Annotated in this window: 12 protein-coding genes and 1 pseudogene; 6 read left to right on the plus strand and 7 right to left on the minus strand. The window is 40.3% G+C overall.

What is annotated here, in order from left to right; all coding sequences use genetic code 11:
• The first annotated feature begins 278 nt into the window (after nt 1-278).
• Nucleotides 279-731: a nuclear transport factor 2 family protein gene (locus tag QL998_RS18795; RefSeq protein WP_290193268.1), complete on the plus strand. Its 453-nt coding sequence runs from the start codon at nt 279-281 to the stop codon at nt 729-731.
• Nucleotides 732-775: 44 nt separating this feature from the next.
• On the opposite strand, the gene QL998_RS18800 is transcribed toward QL998_RS18795, so the two are convergent.
• From QL998_RS18800 to QL998_RS18810, 3 genes are all read right to left on the minus strand, one after another.
• A complete protein-coding gene (locus QL998_RS18800; RefSeq protein WP_290193269.1) occupies nt 776-1723 on the minus strand; it encodes a carbohydrate kinase in 948 nt (315 codons plus the stop codon).
• Between the two features lie 111 nt (nt 1724-1834).
• A complete protein-coding gene (locus tag QL998_RS18805; RefSeq protein WP_290193270.1) occupies nt 1835-4219 on the minus strand; it encodes a TonB-dependent receptor in 2385 nt (794 codons plus the stop codon).
• Between the two features lie 171 nt (nt 4220-4390).
• The gene (locus QL998_RS18810; RefSeq protein WP_024597775.1) at nt 4391-5617 is read right to left on the minus strand and encodes an MFS transporter; all 1227 of its coding nucleotides are present in this window, start codon (nt 5615-5617) and stop codon (nt 4391-4393) included.
• Between the two features lie 176 nt (nt 5618-5793).
• Between QL998_RS18810 and gtfA the strand changes: the two genes are divergently transcribed.
• Nucleotides 5794-7266: a sucrose phosphorylase gene (gene gtfA / locus QL998_RS18815; RefSeq protein ID WP_290193271.1), complete on the plus strand. Its 1473-nt coding sequence runs from the start codon at nt 5794-5796 to the stop codon at nt 7264-7266.
• Between the two features lie 95 nt (nt 7267-7361).
• Here gtfA and QL998_RS18820 read toward each other — a convergent pair whose 3' ends face one another.
• Complete coding sequence (locus tag QL998_RS18820; protein ID WP_290193272.1) at nt 7362-8393, minus strand: LacI family DNA-binding transcriptional regulator; 1032 nt, start codon at nt 8391-8393, stop codon at nt 7362-7364.
• A gap of 114 nt (nt 8394-8507) precedes the next feature.
• Nucleotides 8508-9407 (minus strand): LysR family transcriptional regulator, encoded by a 900-nt coding sequence (locus QL998_RS18825; RefSeq protein WP_010553616.1) that lies wholly within the window; start codon nt 9405-9407, stop codon nt 8508-8510.
• Nucleotides 9408-9504: 97 nt separating this feature from the next.
• On the opposite strand from QL998_RS18825, the gene QL998_RS18830 reads away from it, so the two are divergent.
• Complete coding sequence (locus QL998_RS18830) at nt 9505-10380, plus strand: DMT family transporter (protein ID WP_010553617.1); 876 nt, start codon at nt 9505-9507, stop codon at nt 10378-10380.
• Nucleotides 10381-10463: 83 nt separating this feature from the next.
• On the opposite strand, the gene QL998_RS18835 is transcribed toward QL998_RS18830, so the two are convergent.
• A complete protein-coding gene (locus tag QL998_RS18835; RefSeq protein WP_290193273.1) occupies nt 10464-11684 on the minus strand; it encodes a Xaa-Pro peptidase family protein in 1221 nt (406 codons plus the stop codon).
• 202 nt (nt 11685-11886) lie between these two features.
• On the opposite strand from QL998_RS18835, the gene QL998_RS18840 reads away from it, so the two are divergent.
• Complete coding sequence (locus QL998_RS18840; RefSeq protein ID WP_290193274.1) at nt 11887-12282, plus strand: hypothetical protein; 396 nt, start codon at nt 11887-11889, stop codon at nt 12280-12282.
• Between the two features lie 94 nt (nt 12283-12376).
• Nucleotides 12377-12487: pseudogene (locus QL998_RS20795) on the plus strand (hypothetical protein); the annotation flags it as partial.
• Nucleotides 12488-12597: 110 nt separating this feature from the next.
• On the opposite strand, the gene QL998_RS18845 reads toward QL998_RS20795, so the two are convergent.
• Nucleotides 12598-13500 (minus strand): AraC family transcriptional regulator, encoded by a 903-nt coding sequence (locus QL998_RS18845; RefSeq protein ID WP_024605394.1) that lies wholly within the window; start codon nt 13498-13500, stop codon nt 12598-12600.
• Between the two features lie 185 nt (nt 13501-13685).
• Here QL998_RS18845 and QL998_RS18850 point away from each other — a divergent pair, with 185 nt between their 5' ends.
• Complete coding sequence (locus QL998_RS18850; protein ID WP_011329851.1) at nt 13686-15206, plus strand: aldehyde dehydrogenase family protein; 1521 nt, start codon at nt 13686-13688, stop codon at nt 15204-15206.
• The last annotated feature ends 190 nt before the right edge of the window (nt 15207-15396 follow it).

Here is a 15396-nt window from a genome sequence, read left to right on the forward strand (position 1 = left end):
TTTGAGGAGCTTGGTTTATATCCAATAGAAAAAGTGAATACGGGATGGCTTGCTTTATCAGCGTTTAGGAAATAAGTTGATAAAATGTGAAGGGTACAGGAGCCGTATACGAGGTCCGTACGTACGGTTCTGTGAGAGGGATGAGGCATAAGCCTCACCCTACTCGATGCTCTATGGGTAACGTTATTAAGTAGTTACATTCGCTTTATTTCAATTGTTAATACTGCTCTATTAAAATACACTCATTATTATTGAGCAAATTACATATTATAAAAACAATGAAACAAGTACTTACCTTTATTACATTCCTGATATTTTCTACATCAATACATGCAAAAGATAACAACATATTCACGCCGGTTAGCGATCTTTTTTTAGCTGTTTCTAACGTTGATCACTCGCAAATGCGTGTAGCCGTTGATGATTCATTTCTACTTTTAGAACACGGTGAAGTGTGGACTATTAATGACTTTATAAATGTAGTTAAGCCTTCTGACTTTATAAGAACTAATTATTTTAGTGTTATAAATTCGCGTGTAGTGGGTGATGTTGCATTTATTAATTACTGGAATAAAGCCAATATTAAAAACACCGAAAGAAGTATTGATATTTATTGGTTAGAAAGCGTTGTTGTATCAAAAGTGGGCGATAAATGGTTGTTATCGCAAATGCACTCTACTCGGTTACCCCAAGATGAAATACCCAAAGGTGTCACCTTTATAAAGCAATAGATATAACTCTAATTTAAAGCCCTGTAATATGGGGCTTTAATCGTTTAAATTACATCAGCTAATACAGGTAATGCCGGAAAGGCTCCTTTAGTTAAACAGGCTTTTGAGCCACATTTAAGAGCAAAGTGCAGGGCGTCTTTTACGCTCGCTTTATCATTTAGTTTATCTGCTAGTGGTAAATCACTTCCCAATTTATTTAAGTAGTATAAAACCCCCGCTATAAATGCATCACCCGCGCTTGTTGTATCTACGGCGTTTATTTTTGGTGCCGATTCGTTAAGTGTAAATGCGCTGTGGTAAACCTTTGCAGGCTCTGGCCCATCGGTTAAAAACACCAGTTTTACTCCGGTATTTAATAGTGTTTGAATGTAATCATCGCTCGTTGTATCGCTATGTTGGGCTAAAAAATTAAGCTCATCACGCGAGAGTTTTACTATGTCACAATAGGTGTAACAAGCTTTTACATTGCTTGCTATATCGTTTGTGTTTTCCCACAAGCTGTAGCGTAAATTCACATCAAAACTGACGAGCTTATTATTCGCTTTTGCAAGTTCTAGCGCTTTAACCGTTGTGCTGGCAATGGCTGATTCGGTCAATGTGTTTGAGCAAAAGTGTAGTGTACTTATTTCTTGCCAATTTATACGCACTAAATGCGCCTGGGTTAATAGTACATCGGCTGTGTTATGGCGATAAAAGCCAAAACTACGCTCGCCGGTTTCATCAAGGCTTACTATAACCATAGCGGTTTGTGAGCCTGCAATGGTAAATAAATAGTCTGTATTTACATTGTATTGCGCTAATGCATTACTTAATTGATTGGCAAAATGATCGTCCCCTCTACCACCACAAAATGCAGCTTCACCTCCGAGTTTTGCATAGCCAACAGCTACATTGGCAGGTGCGCCACCTGGTATAGGTAAATAGGCAGAGTTATTCGCATCTTGTGGCAGCATATCAATTAATAGCTCGCCTAAGCACAGAAGTTTGGTCATTTGGAATATCCTAAAAAGCCTAGCAAGGCTAGGCTAAAAAACGTGAAGGGTGTTAATTATTCATACTTTAAAAGGCGCTACAGTGACTACTCACCGCAGCGCAATACACATTTAGTTAAAAGCGTATTTTAAAGTTACCGACGTTGTGCGGCCGTTAATAGCACGGGCACGAATAATGTTGTTTTCAGGTACTGAGCCTTCTTCTGCTTCTGTAATACCTACTGTATCAAATAGGTTGTTCACATTAAGCGCAATATTAAGGTTTTCAGATAAATCATAGCTTACAAAGCCATTTACCTGTGTGTAGCCGTCAAATTGCAAGTCGTTATTATCTTGAGCGTACGCATCGGTAGTACCAATGAAACTTACCCCTGCAGCGCCTTTTTCATAGTTGTAACGTGCCATTAATGAGTAAATTAAATCGGCTTGACGACGTGGCGTATTACCTACAACATCTGGGTTAAGCGCATCTTTTGCTATTTCTGCATCGGTCCAGGTTAAATTACCGCGAAAATCCCATGCATCAATAAAGTAAGTAGATTCTATTTCAATCCCTTTTGCTTCGTATTCACGGTCAAAAAATGTTTGTGATGTTGCTTCAAAGTTTTGCTCTTCAGTTTCGGCAAAAAACGCAGTAGCAAATACTGATAACGAATCAAAGCGCTTCTTAACACCAAACTCAAACTGGTTTACTTCATCAACAGCGTCTTCTTTTGCAACAGAGCCGTCGGCGCGTACTTTACCAAATAAAAGACGGTCAGCATTTGCACGACCACCTTTACTAATACGTGCAAACGTAGCAAGGCTTGGGTCAATTTGATAATTAGCACCAATTGAATAAGAAGAATAGTTCCAGTCATAATTTACTGGACTTGCGTTTGCAGTATCAATACCTGCAACGTTTTGCTCAGGGATTGATATTTCACCGTCGCGGTTCATATCTACTGTTGAAGTCACTGCACCTGCGTATGTTCCGCGAGCTTCACCGCTATCGTAGCGAGCACTAGCATCAATACTGACATCACCTAGCTTAGTAGAAAATGCTACGTAAGGGGCGCGTGTATCGTATTCCGTATCGTAATCACGTTGGCAGCAGTTACCAAATGCACTGTAAGCGTATAAACCGTTTTCAGATAACTCAGTGCCATCGGCACCTGTTACATTTAATAATGCAGCATTGTCACCCTTGAGCTCCATTACGTAAGAGTTCCATAACCACGACATCGCAATGTTTTGCGTAGATGCATAGTAACCAAATGTAAGACTGGTATCATCGTCGAACGATTTAGTTAATTTAAAGTCATTAACTATAGATCCAAAGTCATTCATTGTGACATCAAATGTCACCATCTTCATTGCTAAACCATCGTTAAATGCTTCACCGGTGTTCGCGTTACTCAAGGTTGCACCTGCGCCACCAATGCTTTCTGCTATTGATGTTGCACTGCCTACTTGTTCTGTGAAAGGTGAATTAAAGTTACCGCTAATTGATGATTTACGAAAACGGTTTTCGATACGCCAATCGTTATCTAAATCAAATACAGCTTCGAAACCAACAGAGTCAACCTTTGGATTCATACCATCGTGGATATCGCCGCTACTGATTTGGTTTTCACTATTTAAACGTACTGTTTTAGTAAATAACGCTGAGTGAGGTGTGTCTGATTGCGCATCAAAGCCAGCAATAGAGTCACCATTTGAGTACATTGGCATAGGAAGGTAGCCAACACTCTTATCATCTAAGTGTTTGTAATAAAGGCGAACGTAACCGTTGTCAAAATCTTTTGTAAGGTTAGCTTTTATTTGGCCACCTTTATTAGACGTGTAACCTGTTTCGCGCGGGCCTTCGCCTTGTCGAACAAAGCCACCAACATGAAAACGCACGCTATCGGTTAAGTAAGTGCCGTATTCAAAGTCTGTACGAACGTTGTCGTAATCTAAGCCAAGTGTTGTAGATACACTGCCAGATTCGTTTTCGCCATTTTTAGAGATAAAGTTAATAATGCCACCAGGTGCATTACTTGCTGCAGTAGATGCTGAGCCACCACGAATCGATTCGATAGTCTGCACCGTATTATCTAATCGCATAAAAATATCTGAATTACCAAAGGCAACATCACCAAACTGCATAACAGGAAGGCCATCTTCTTGTAGTTGTAAAAACTTAGCGCCACCCGATGCTACAGGTAAACCACGAACAGCAATGTTAGCGTTACCTTCGCCGCCAGTTGATTCGGCGCGAACACCCGGAATAATTCTAAATGCTTCAGCCGTTGAGCGAGGTGTAGACACCTCTACTTGTTCAAGCGATAAACTGCTTACTGATGAACTCGACGCCATAATGGTTGTTCGGCGAGGTACACCGGTAACAACAATTGTTTCAAGGCCCTTGTTGGCTTGGACTTTGGTTTCTTGCTCATCTTGTGCATGAACGCCTTGGCTTACAGCAAGTGCCAAAGCACTGATTAAATATAAAGGTGTGTGGTGTGTTGTCATGTGAACGCCTCGTTGTGTTGATCCCAATAGGATTTGTTATTTTTACTTAATCGATTAAGTAAAAATAACAAATATTTTACAATAAGCAAATCATTTTGTGTTTAATTTGCTCTTTTATTATTCATATGTTGATTTTAAAAGTGTTTTTTATTGTATTGAGATACAAGTTTATTAAGCTGTTGGGTTACTTTCTTGTAAAGCACTCATTGATGGGTCGCGTAAATAATTGAACAACATAGCTACAAATAAAATCACGGCAAACCCTGTTGCTAAGTAAAAGCCATAGCGCACATGGCCAAAGTAATCGCTGATCATACCCATAAATAAAGGAGCTAAAGCAGCTGATAATGCGGTGAAAAATAATATAACGCCGGCTACGGCTCCATGGCGCTCAGCAGGAAAACACGATATACCTTTAGAGTTTAAAGTTGGATAAACCATAGACATAAATAAACCTGAAAGAGGTAATAACCCTACAGCCCAATCAACCCCCCCAATAAGTGTGCCCACATAACAAAGCGCAATACCTAAGCTTAAATAAGCCATAACACCTTGCCAGCTATAACGGTTTAGTAACCATACGGCAATAAAACGACCTGCAGCACGTAGTATAAAAAATATAGTAAGTGCATAAGTTGCAAGGAGCGGCCAAGAGCCTGTGTAGTCCTTTAATAGCGTTGGCATCCATACATAAATAGCCACTTCAGTCGCTACATAAAGTGCAATAGCCAAAGAAAAGCCAAGTGCATAGGGGTTTTTTACCATTTTTAGGGTGGTGGCCAAAGAGGCTGGCTTTTCAGTTGTTTTTACTACGTCAGGGTAGTCTGCGCGCCATGCTAATAAAGCAAGAATTAAACACATTACGCCCGCAGTAATATACAGGTATGTCCAACTTACGTTTTGCACTAATAAAACACCAACTAGGGCAGGGCCTACAATAGCGCCAATGCCAAAAAAGCCCTCAACCTTGTTCATGGTTTTAGTGTGGTCGTCGTTACTATGCGAAATATCGCCAAGCAATGCCAGTGCGCCGGTTTTAAATAAACCAATGGCCAAGCCTATGCAGCAAAGCAATACTAAAAAGAAAGTAAAACTGGTGCTAAATGCAAATAAAAAACAACTCGCAGAAAATATTAATAGACCTAGCATAATGGTTTTCTTACGGCCAAGGCTGTCAGCTAAAAAGCCTAAAAATAAGCCACTAAAGGCTATTAATGCCATGGGAGCGTAATGAAATGCACTAGCTTGAGTCATGCTCAAACCGAAATCTTTTATAAGTTCGGGGATTATCATGCCGACTGCGTCAGAGGTCATGGCAAACATAAAAAACATCATGTATGTAAGCCAGCGTATTTGTTGCAGTGGGTCGCTGCTTACGTGTGTGTGTGATTTTGTCATGTGTTTATTCCTCGTTAAATTCTCTATTAACACTTCGTAAGTCAGTCAGTTGCTTACTGTAGTATTACGTGAGCCACGAAATTTGTATGTAAAATTATTAAAAATTACTTGTAAATTCTTACTCGCTAGTTAAAGATATATCTTAATCGATTAAGTTTCAACATGGTAATCACACAATGATGAAGAATAAAGTTCAATTGATCACATACGCTGATCGAATCACTGGCCAAAATATAGGCGCGCTAACTACACTTTTAAACGGCCCTTTAAAAGGCGTATTTGGTGGTGTGCACTTATTGCCATTTTACAATCCTATTGATGGCAGCGATGCTGGCTTTGACCCTATTGATCATAGTGAAGTTGATTCTAGAATAGGCACTTGGGAAGACATACAAGTATTAGGTAAAGATCTCGATTTAATGGCAGACCTAATTGTTAACCATGTATCGGCGCAGTCTTTTCAGTTTCAAGATGTATTAGCAAAGGGTAAGCAATCAGAATTTTGGGATTTGTTTTTAACCAAAGATGATGTATTTCCAAATGGTATGAGTGAAGCTGAGCAAAAAGCAATTTACCGCCCACGTCCTGGTAGTTGCTTTACCCCTATGAAATGTGGTGATGGTAAAACGTATGACTTTTGGACCACTTTTACCGATAACCAAATTGACATAAACGTAAAAGTAGAAGCCGGTGTTGCGTATTTAAATAACGTACTTACTAAATTTTCGGCTAACAATGTAAATATTATTCGTTTAGATGCGGCGGGTTACGCCATTAAGCAAGCGGGCACTAACTGCTTTATGCTTGATGAAACGTTTGGCTACCTAGATAACTTATCTAAGCAAGCAAACGATTTAGGCATGGAAACCATTGCAGAAATTCATAGCCATTATCAAACTCAGGTAGAAGTGGCAAAACGCGTAAATATGGTTTACGACTTTGCGTTACCACCGCTTATTTTACACAGCTTATTTAACAACGATGTAGATGCACTACTCAAATGGTTACAAATTTCGCCACGTAATTGCTTAACCGTACTTGATACACACGACGGTATTGGCATTATTGACGCAGGTCCAATGGGCGACAAACCAGGGCTATTAAATGCACAGCAGATTGATAACCTAGTAGAAACAATGCACGCCAATAGCAACAACCAAAGCCGCCAAGCTACTGGCGCTGCGGCGAGTAATGTCGACTTATATCAAGTTAACTGTACGTACTACAACGCATTAGGCGCTAAAGACTTTGATTACTTACTGTCGCGTGCAATTCAATTTTTTGCTCCAGGTGTACCACAAGTATATTACGGCGGCTTATTTGCTTGCGAAAACGACATGGAGCTATTAGCTAATACAAATGTAGGCCGTGATATTAACCGCCCATATTTAGATGCAAATATAATCGACAAAGCCTTAAATAAGCCTGTAGTAAAAGGTTTAATTGAATTAATTAAAATTCGCAATTCACACCCCGCGTTTGCAGGTGAATTTAGTGCCCAAGGTGAAGGCAGTATGTGTTGTTTATCGTGGCAACTAGATGAGCAAACTATTTCACTCACTGTTGATTTTAAATTGCGCCATGCACTGATTACGCAGCTAAACGGAGATGAAGAAACAACGATTAACTTAAATTCATTTTTAGCTTAATGTTATAAAAGTAATTTACAAACGCCATGTAAAACAAAAGCCAAGCTACTTAAACTTGGCTTTTTAACACATAAAACGATTACAAGGCTTGTAAGCTAACTACTCGCACCAATCTCTAATTCGTAACTGACTTCCTGAGTTTTTTCTTCTTTAGAAATAAATAATTCGGCGGCTATAACGCCTTTTTCTTGGCTGTTTTGATGAATAGTGGTGAGGCGAGGTACAAACCGGGCTGCTTCATCAATACCATCAAAGCCCACAATACGCAGTTCTTCACCTATTCTTATGCCTTGCTTTATTGCTTCTCGCATTGTGGCAAGGGCAATTAAATCACTCATACAAATTATAACGTTAGGATGCGGTGATGCACTAAGTACTTCTTTTGCAGCAATATTGGCAAAACGTTCGCTACTTTCAGGTATATTCCAAATACGATCGTCAGCTACCGTAATATTTGCCTCGCTTAAAGCGCGTTGATAACCACGTAAACGTTGATGAGAAATAGATTGTCCGGCTTCAAATTCGTAATGCTCATACACGCGGCACAATACGTTTTCATCAAGTAATCTAAGTCCCAAAATAGCGACTTTATCATTTTGATTATGCAGTACGTGTTTAGCAATTTCGTAACTGGCTTGCTCATTATTTATATTTACAGAGGCATTGCGGGCTATATCAAAGTCAATAGTCACCACATGTTTAGACACTATTTTTAACTGCTCAACCAATGCATTATTACGAGGACGGCCATAACAAATAAAACCATCAACAAAGTCGACTATGTTATTAAGGGTATCGCTATTACCTGAAAACAATAAAACATTAATGCCGTTTTTTTCAAGCACCGAAGTAACACCGCGCATAAAGCTGCTAGCCACAGGATCCGACACCATGTATTCCACACTATCGGGCAGTACTAAAGCGACAATATTAAATGTGCCATTACGCAATGATTGCGCGGCCTTATTAGGCCCGTAATAGCCCAAAGTTTTACACGCTGCAAGAATATCTTCTCGGCGTTTAGCCGATAGCTGATCAGGGCGATTAAACGCATTAGAAACCGTAGCATTAGACACACCTAATTCTAGAGCGATACTTTTTAAGGTCCAGTGGGCCGGTTTTCTCATGAGTTATGATTATCCTTTAAAAAGACTGTGCTTAAATTAATAGAGATAGTATAAAATCAAATAATAGTTATAGCTATAAACTGGCATGAAGTATGATGACTTAATACTTTCATTTTATTTTTTAACCTCGGCCCACTGGGCTTTTAGCCAGCGGCTTAGGGTAATAATATCGGTTTGTTTTGCTCGCGATTTTTTATATACAAAATAAAATTTACAGCCGGTTTCAACTCCATGCAGTGGCAACTTAACTAAATGGTTATCGTGCTGTGAGGCAATAAAAAACGCATCAATAAGAGTAATACCTAAATTATAACGCGCAGCTTCTGCGGCCAGTATAACGTGACTAAAGTGATTAACTCTTACGTTTTTAGGCAGCTCAAAGCCGCCGCTTTTACACCATTGCTGCCAGTCATTGGTGCTACGTTGCTCTGACTCATCATACTGCACCGACAACAGCGGGTGCTTCCATAATTCATTGGGCAGCGATTGATTTTTTAATTGCTGCCACATGCCTTTGCCACAAGCAGGGTAAAGCTTTTCTGCAAATAAAAATAAGCTGACAAACTCACCTTTAGGTGGCGTTGTGGTAATAAAACAATCGGCAACACGGTCGCTAAAATCCGCCTCATCTACAATCATATTTAAAGTTAAGTCGATATCTGGCGAGTCATGTTTAAAGCTTTCTAATCGCGGTATTAACCACTTTACAGCTAATGAGCTATAAAGTGCTAAACGAATATGCCCAGGCTCGCCGTAACGTATTTTTTGTGTGGCAGAGGCTAAACTGGTTAATGAATGACTCACTTCTTGATAGTAACGATTGCCCGCGTCGGTTAACGAAAAGCTACGGCCACTGCGGTTAAATAGCGGCTCGTTTAAATATTGCTCTAGTAATTTAACCTGATGGCTCACGGCACTTTGCGTCACATTTAGATGTTCTGCTGCTTTAGAAAAACTATTTAATCGCGCTACAGATTCAAAACACTGAACAGCACGTAATGGGGGTAATTTCATTATTAGTTAAACTCATACTAAAAGTATTTTAATCATTATACATAATTAAACGAATTGCTCTATGCTAGCGTTTTTAATTTGCGGGCACGGAGTAACAATGCAAAAAATATCAGTTGGCTTAGGCATGACATTACTTGTGGTGGGTAATATTATTGCGGTTTTTTCTGACGCTATAATTAAAACTTTACCAGCAGAAAGCCCCACGTTTCAGTTTGTATTTATGCGCCAACTTACCGCAGTATTAATTTTGCTCCCGTTTTGTTTGTCGGCGAATAAAAAACATTTATTTGCCGGTTTAAAATGGCATGCGGTACGCGGACATGTATGGTTATTTGGTATTATATTTATGGTGTTTGCGCTAAAAGCTTTACCGCTTGCAACCGCTAACGCTATTTTTTATGCAGCGCCTTTATTAATGCTGCCTTTAGCAGTAATGATATTTCGTGAACAGCTAACAAAAAGCAGCATAGCTGTGGCTGTTATTGGCTTTATAGGGGTACTTATTGTTATTCAGCCTACCGACATTAATTGGGCGGCTATATTTGCACTTGTAGTCGCAATTACACTGGCAATAAATAATGTACTAATACGTAAGTTACCTAAGCACCATAGTATTATGCAAACTTTGTTACTTACCAATTTGGTAGGTATGCCTGTGGGATTAGGTTTGGCGCTGTGGGAAAACGAACCATGGCATTGGGCTGCACTCATTACTGCGTTTGGCTCTACACTGTTTATTTTAATTTATGCGGGAATTTGCGTGTATGTTTATAGCAAAATCGAATCGAGCCAAGTTGCTAGCGCTGAATATAGTGGCTTAGTGGCGGCTGTCGTTGTTGGTTTATTTTGGTTTGGTGAAGTGCCTACACTTGGCTTAATAATTGGCGCATCGTTAATTATTTTACCCTTAGTGTGGTTGGCTAACGTACAAAAAAACAAACAGCGATTGGTTAAACGTCAACTCACAAAATAAACTACTGCGCGTGGTGTTGTACTGCGCAGTAGTATTTAGTCGTTTAAGCTAAATAAACAAATGTTAGTTAATTTGAGCTTATATTACTTTTGTAAACCAAACGGGTCGTCAATACTGTGGCTAGGCTCGGTAAACCATTTTGCACCACTGTCGGTCATATAAAAATGATCTTCTAAGCGTACCCCAAATTCATCCGGTATAACCAGCATTGGCTCGTTACTAAAACACATGCCAGCGGCTAGTGGTGTTTTATTACCGCCTACCAAGTAAGGCCATTCGTGAATATCTAAACCAATGCCGTGGCCTGTACGGTGCGGGCAACCAGGTGTTTGGTAATCAGGGCCTAAACCTTGCTCGGCTAAGTAGCTGCGCGCAGCTGTATCTACGTCTTCACATGGCACGCCAATTTTTGCTGCATTGAAAGCTGCAATTTGTGCTGCTTTTTCATTATTCCAAAATTGACGTTGGCGATCTGTCGCTTCACCAAACACATAAGTGCGGGTAATATCAGATAAGTAATCATGTACTTTACAGCCAGTATCAATAAGTACCATGTCGCCTTTTTTAAGAATTTGCGGATCTTTTACCCCATGCGGGAATGACGTTGCAAGCTCAAATAACACGATACAAAAGTAGTTACCCGGTGCACCTACTTTTTGATGCGCTAGCTTTATAAATTCTTCTACTTCAGTGGTACTAATACCTTCGTGTAGCATGCTTGCCGTGGCTTGGTGAACCACTAAGGTCATATCCATAGCGCGTTGCATTAACGCCAGCTCATTGGCTGATTTATGCATTCTACAATGTGCTGTAACCGGCTGGGCATTCACTAAATTTAAGCCCGTTTGCGCTTTATTAATACCATCAAAAATAAAGAACTGCGCGCTTTCGTCAATACCAATAGTGCCATTAGCCGCAATACCCATTTCCGTTAATATATTAACAAATAACTGATATGGGTTTTGATGCTCTTGCCAACCACGGATTGGCCCGTCAATTACTTTAAAACCATTAAGTGAGCCAATTTCAAAATAAGGAGCTATGTATTGCACTTCACCTTTAGCTGGCAAAATTGCGCCAACTAAACGCTCACTTGCATACCAACGCATACCGGTAAAATAAGCGAGGTTAGTACCTGCATTTAAATAAATGGCATCAATGCCATTGTTTTGCATATACGTTTGCGCTTTGGCTATACGAGTTAAATACTCTGCCGGTTGAATAGGGGTTAAATCGCTGGTCATATTGCTTAAGCTAGCGAGTGCTTGTTCTTTGGTTTGGGTGCCAATACCAATTGTGGTCATAATGATCTCCTCTTTTATGCGGCTATTGTGCTTGTGCGGCAGGTTAACTGCAAGTTGCTTGCGGTAAAACTTTGTAATCTGAGCATGTATTTAATAAAGCCAATGCGCTATATTAATCTAGGTATGTACTACATAGTCTAGGCATTTTGTTTGCTGTGTATGTTGTTTAGTAAACTATAAAAATAAAAACAAAGGTGGTTGTATGGCTCTGTTGTGGTTGGGGGGGGTATTTATAATAATTGGCACTTTGCCATTTGTACGCTGGTTAAAATGTAAAGTAAGTAAACGCCACTGGCGGGTTTGTGTTGTAGAACAAATAACTGCCGTGGCAAATAATCAAATAACAGCACCCGAAATGTTGCATCAGCCAACTATGCTAGTGAGTTTTCGTTTTGATGGGCAGGTGCACAGTGTATTAGTGGAATATCGTGAAAAAATGTTTACCCGTTTTAAACAAGGTAAAACCTGCACACTGTTAGTTGACAAAAATAACCCGCAGCAGGTTTATAATAACGCAATACTTTGGCAAAGCTACGGATTAGTATGGTTATTAGCCGGTATTAGTTTATGTGCTTTTAGTTATTTTAGTTTGATTTAGCTTGATTTAAATCCCCTCGTTATCCCTTAATAGCGTTTAAGTGCAGCGCTTTTGAGGGAGCCTACCACTCTGTTTACTCTTCTTTTATCTAAGTAATTTTGATTGGAACAAGGCTGCCGGGCAAGAGTCTGGGTTAAGTGTTGCAGGCAAAGAGGGCGACGAAAGTGCCTTAGTTGCAGGCGCTCAGGTTGAAATTTGGTTTTAATACGCAGTATTAATGTGCAATAAAAAATACAATAAAATAAGTTTCGTAGGCGCATTTAGTGCCTACGAAACGTCAATTAACCTCGCTGTAAAATTAATCTAAACCACCACTTAATGACTTTTCTTGGCAATGCTTGCTGGTGGTACGCCATAGGCGTGTTTAAATAAGCGGCTAAAATGGCTAGGGCAATTAAAACCCAGCTCATAACACGCTTGGCTAACCGTGCGCCCCTGCAACAATTTACTATAGGCTTTTTTAAGCCTAAGTTGCTGCTGCCACAGTGCCGGGCTAGTACCAAAGGCCAACTTAAATTGTTGATAAAACTTGCTGCGACTCATGCAGGCAATTTTACACAGCCTCTCTATATCCAATGCTTCATTTAAGTGCTCTTCTATGTATTGCAAAGCATTATTTACCGGTGTTTTAAGCTGCGAATTATTGCCGTTTTTTAGTAATAAATCTCGACTTTGCTGCTGTAGCAAACGGGTAATAAGCTCGTTTAACGATAAGTCGATTAAATAACCTCGCTGCTCGTCGGGCTCACTAAATAAATGCACCATACGCGCTAAAAGTTGTTGGGTTTGGCTATTGTGCTGGCTATGTACCAGCTGCGGTGTATAGGCAAATAAGTCATCGCTGGCAAAGCGTTGCTCAATATTGAGTGCATTAGCCACCTGCGTTATTTTGTCTGTGCTTATTTCAATAGCAAGGCAGGTAGTAGGCGCGCTTAAAGATGCTTGTTCAAAGTCAATTAATACCCCTTGCTCTGGTGCTAATACAAAGGATTCGTGAGGTAAAAATGCCTTATGGTATTGGCAGCTCTCTACATGCATTACCTTTTTACCACTAAGCATGGCGCAAAAAAGTAATTCTTTTGAATGCAAAGCTACTTTTTGTGCATTTTGATAAGTATCGTAAATACTTAGCTCGCTATTATCGGCAGCAAAGGTCACTTTATTTTCAATTAGCACCTTTAATTGCTGGCGTTGCTTATTTAATTGCGGAGTATGCATTTTAATCCCTTTTAAATCTGGACTCATAGACAACTTTTGTGGACAGCAATACATGCTTTTAAGTGTTTGATAGTTTAATGTCAATCAATGCTGATTAATTATAAAACAGCACTTGATTAAATATAAAGCAAAAAGACTTATTTAATAGCTCGACTTTTAGCTAATAACAACAAGAGAGTATCACTATGATTTATGCAAATCCAGGCGAAAAAGATGCACTAATTACCTTTAAAGCGCAATACGAAAACTACATTGGAGGAGAATGGGTAAAGCCAGTAAACGGCCAGTACTTTGAAAATATTAGCCCTGTAAACGGTAAAGTATTTTGTAAAGTAGCGCGCTCCGACAAAGACGATATTGAACTTGCGCTCGACAAAGCCCACGCAGTAAAAGCGCAGTGGGGTACTACATCGGTTACCGATCGTAGTAACGTATTACTAAAAATAGCCGACCGTATTGAACAAAATTTAGAGTTACTTGCAGTTGCCGAAACGTGGGATAACGGCAAAGCAATTCGCGAAACACTCGCGGCCGATATTCCACTAGCCGCCGATCACTTTCGTTATTTTGCAGGTTGCCTGCGCTCACAAGAGGGCGGTATTAGTGAAATTGATGAAACTACCGTTGCCTATCATTTTAATGAACCGTTAGGTGTAGTTGGGCAAATAATTCCGTGGAACTTCCCAATACTAATGGCAGCGTGGAAGCTAGCCCCAGCCTTAGCTGCGGGTAACTGTGTAATACTAAAACCAGCAGAGCAAACCCCTGCCTCTATTTTAGTGCTGATGGAAGTGATTGGCGACTTACTGCCAGCGGGCGTGCTCAACGTAGTTAATGGCTTTGGTAAAGAAGCAGGTGAAGCCCTGGCTACCAACACCCGTATTGCTAAAATCGCCTTTACGGGGTCTACCCCAGTGGGTTCACATATTTTAAAATGCGCCGCCGAAAACATAATTCCATCAACGGTAGAGCTAGGTGGTAAGTCACCCAATATTTTCTTTAGCGATGTAATGGACAAAGACGACGCTTTTTTATCTAAAGCAATAGAGGGCGCAATACTGGCCTACTTTAACCAAGGTGAAGTATGTACTTGCCCATCGCGACTATTTATTCAAGAAGATATTTACGAGCAATTTATTGAACGCATTTTACAGCGCACTGCACAAATTAAACGTGGTAACCCGCTAGATACCGAAACCATGGTAGGTGCGCAGGCGTCTAAAGCGCAATTTGATAAAATATTAAGCTACATCGAAATAGGTAAAAAAGAAGGCGCCGAAGTACTTACTGGTGGCAACGTAGAGCAGTTAAGCGATGATCTTAACGGTGGATATTACATTCAGCCTACGCTATTAAAAGGCACCAACGACATGCGGGTATTCCAAGAAGAGATTTTTGGCCCGGTTATTTCAATGTCGACCTTTAAAGACGAAGCCGAAGCGTTGGCACTTGCCAATAGCTCTGAATTTGGTTTAGGCGCCGGTGTATGGAGCCGCAACATGAACCAAGCGTATCGTATGGGGCGTAAAATTGAGGCAGGCCGAGTATGGACTAACTGCTACCACATGTATCCGGCTCATGCCGCGTTTGGCGGCTATAAAAAATCAGGTATTGGTCGCGAAAACCACAAACTCGCACTGGGTCACTACCAACAAACTAAAAACCTATTAGTAAGCTACAGCGAAGATCCGCTCGGCTTCTTTTAATTTTAAGTACAAAGTTTAAATAAACAACCGTTAAGTAATGACAGCGCTGCATATTTGCAGCGCTTTTTTGTTTGCCCAGCGAAGCTGGCAAACCCGATAGGCTGAAAGATGCCTTATCACCCTGACTAAGGGGAAGATAATCTGAATGGCAAGGGCGTCACTGGCCAACGGTGGGGTCTGAAGGAAGCCA

Source organism: Pseudoalteromonas sp. APC 3691 (assembly GCF_030408135.1).
GTDB lineage: Bacteria > Pseudomonadota > Gammaproteobacteria > Enterobacterales > Alteromonadaceae > Pseudoalteromonas.

Bases quoted from the DNA above. Each gene is read 5' to 3' on its own strand.
- QL998_RS18795 (WP_290193268.1), top strand. From the start codon at position 279: ATGAAACAAGTACTTACCTTTATTACATTCCTGATATTTTCTACATCA.
- QL998_RS18800 (WP_290193269.1), bottom strand. From the start codon at position 1,723: ATGACCAAACTTCTGTGCTTAGGCGAGCTATTAATTGATATGCTGCCA.
- QL998_RS18805 (WP_290193270.1), bottom strand. From the start codon at position 4,219: ATGACAACACACCACACACCTTTATATTTAATCAGTGCTTTGGCACTT.
- QL998_RS18810 (WP_024597775.1), bottom strand. From the start codon at position 5,617: ATGACAAAATCACACACACACGTAAGCAGCGACCCACTGCAACAAATA.
- gtfA (WP_290193271.1), top strand. From the start codon at position 5,794: ATGATGAAGAATAAAGTTCAATTGATCACATACGCTGATCGAATCACT.
- QL998_RS18820 (WP_290193272.1), bottom strand. From the start codon at position 8,393: ATGAGAAAACCGGCCCACTGGACCTTAAAAAGTATCGCTCTAGAATTA.
- QL998_RS18825 (WP_010553616.1), bottom strand. From the start codon at position 9,407: ATGAAATTACCCCCATTACGTGCTGTTCAGTGTTTTGAATCTGTAGCG.
- QL998_RS18830 (WP_010553617.1), top strand. From the start codon at position 9,505: ATGCAAAAAATATCAGTTGGCTTAGGCATGACATTACTTGTGGTGGGT.
- QL998_RS18835 (WP_290193273.1), bottom strand. From the start codon at position 11,684: ATGACCACAATTGGTATTGGCACCCAAACCAAAGAACAAGCACTCGCT.
- QL998_RS18840 (WP_290193274.1), top strand. From the start codon at position 11,887: ATGGCTCTGTTGTGGTTGGGGGGGGTATTTATAATAATTGGCACTTTG.
- QL998_RS18845 (WP_024605394.1), bottom strand. From the start codon at position 13,500: ATGCATACTCCGCAATTAAATAAGCAACGCCAGCAATTAAAGGTGCTA.
- QL998_RS18850 (WP_011329851.1), top strand. From the start codon at position 13,686: ATGATTTATGCAAATCCAGGCGAAAAAGATGCACTAATTACCTTTAAA.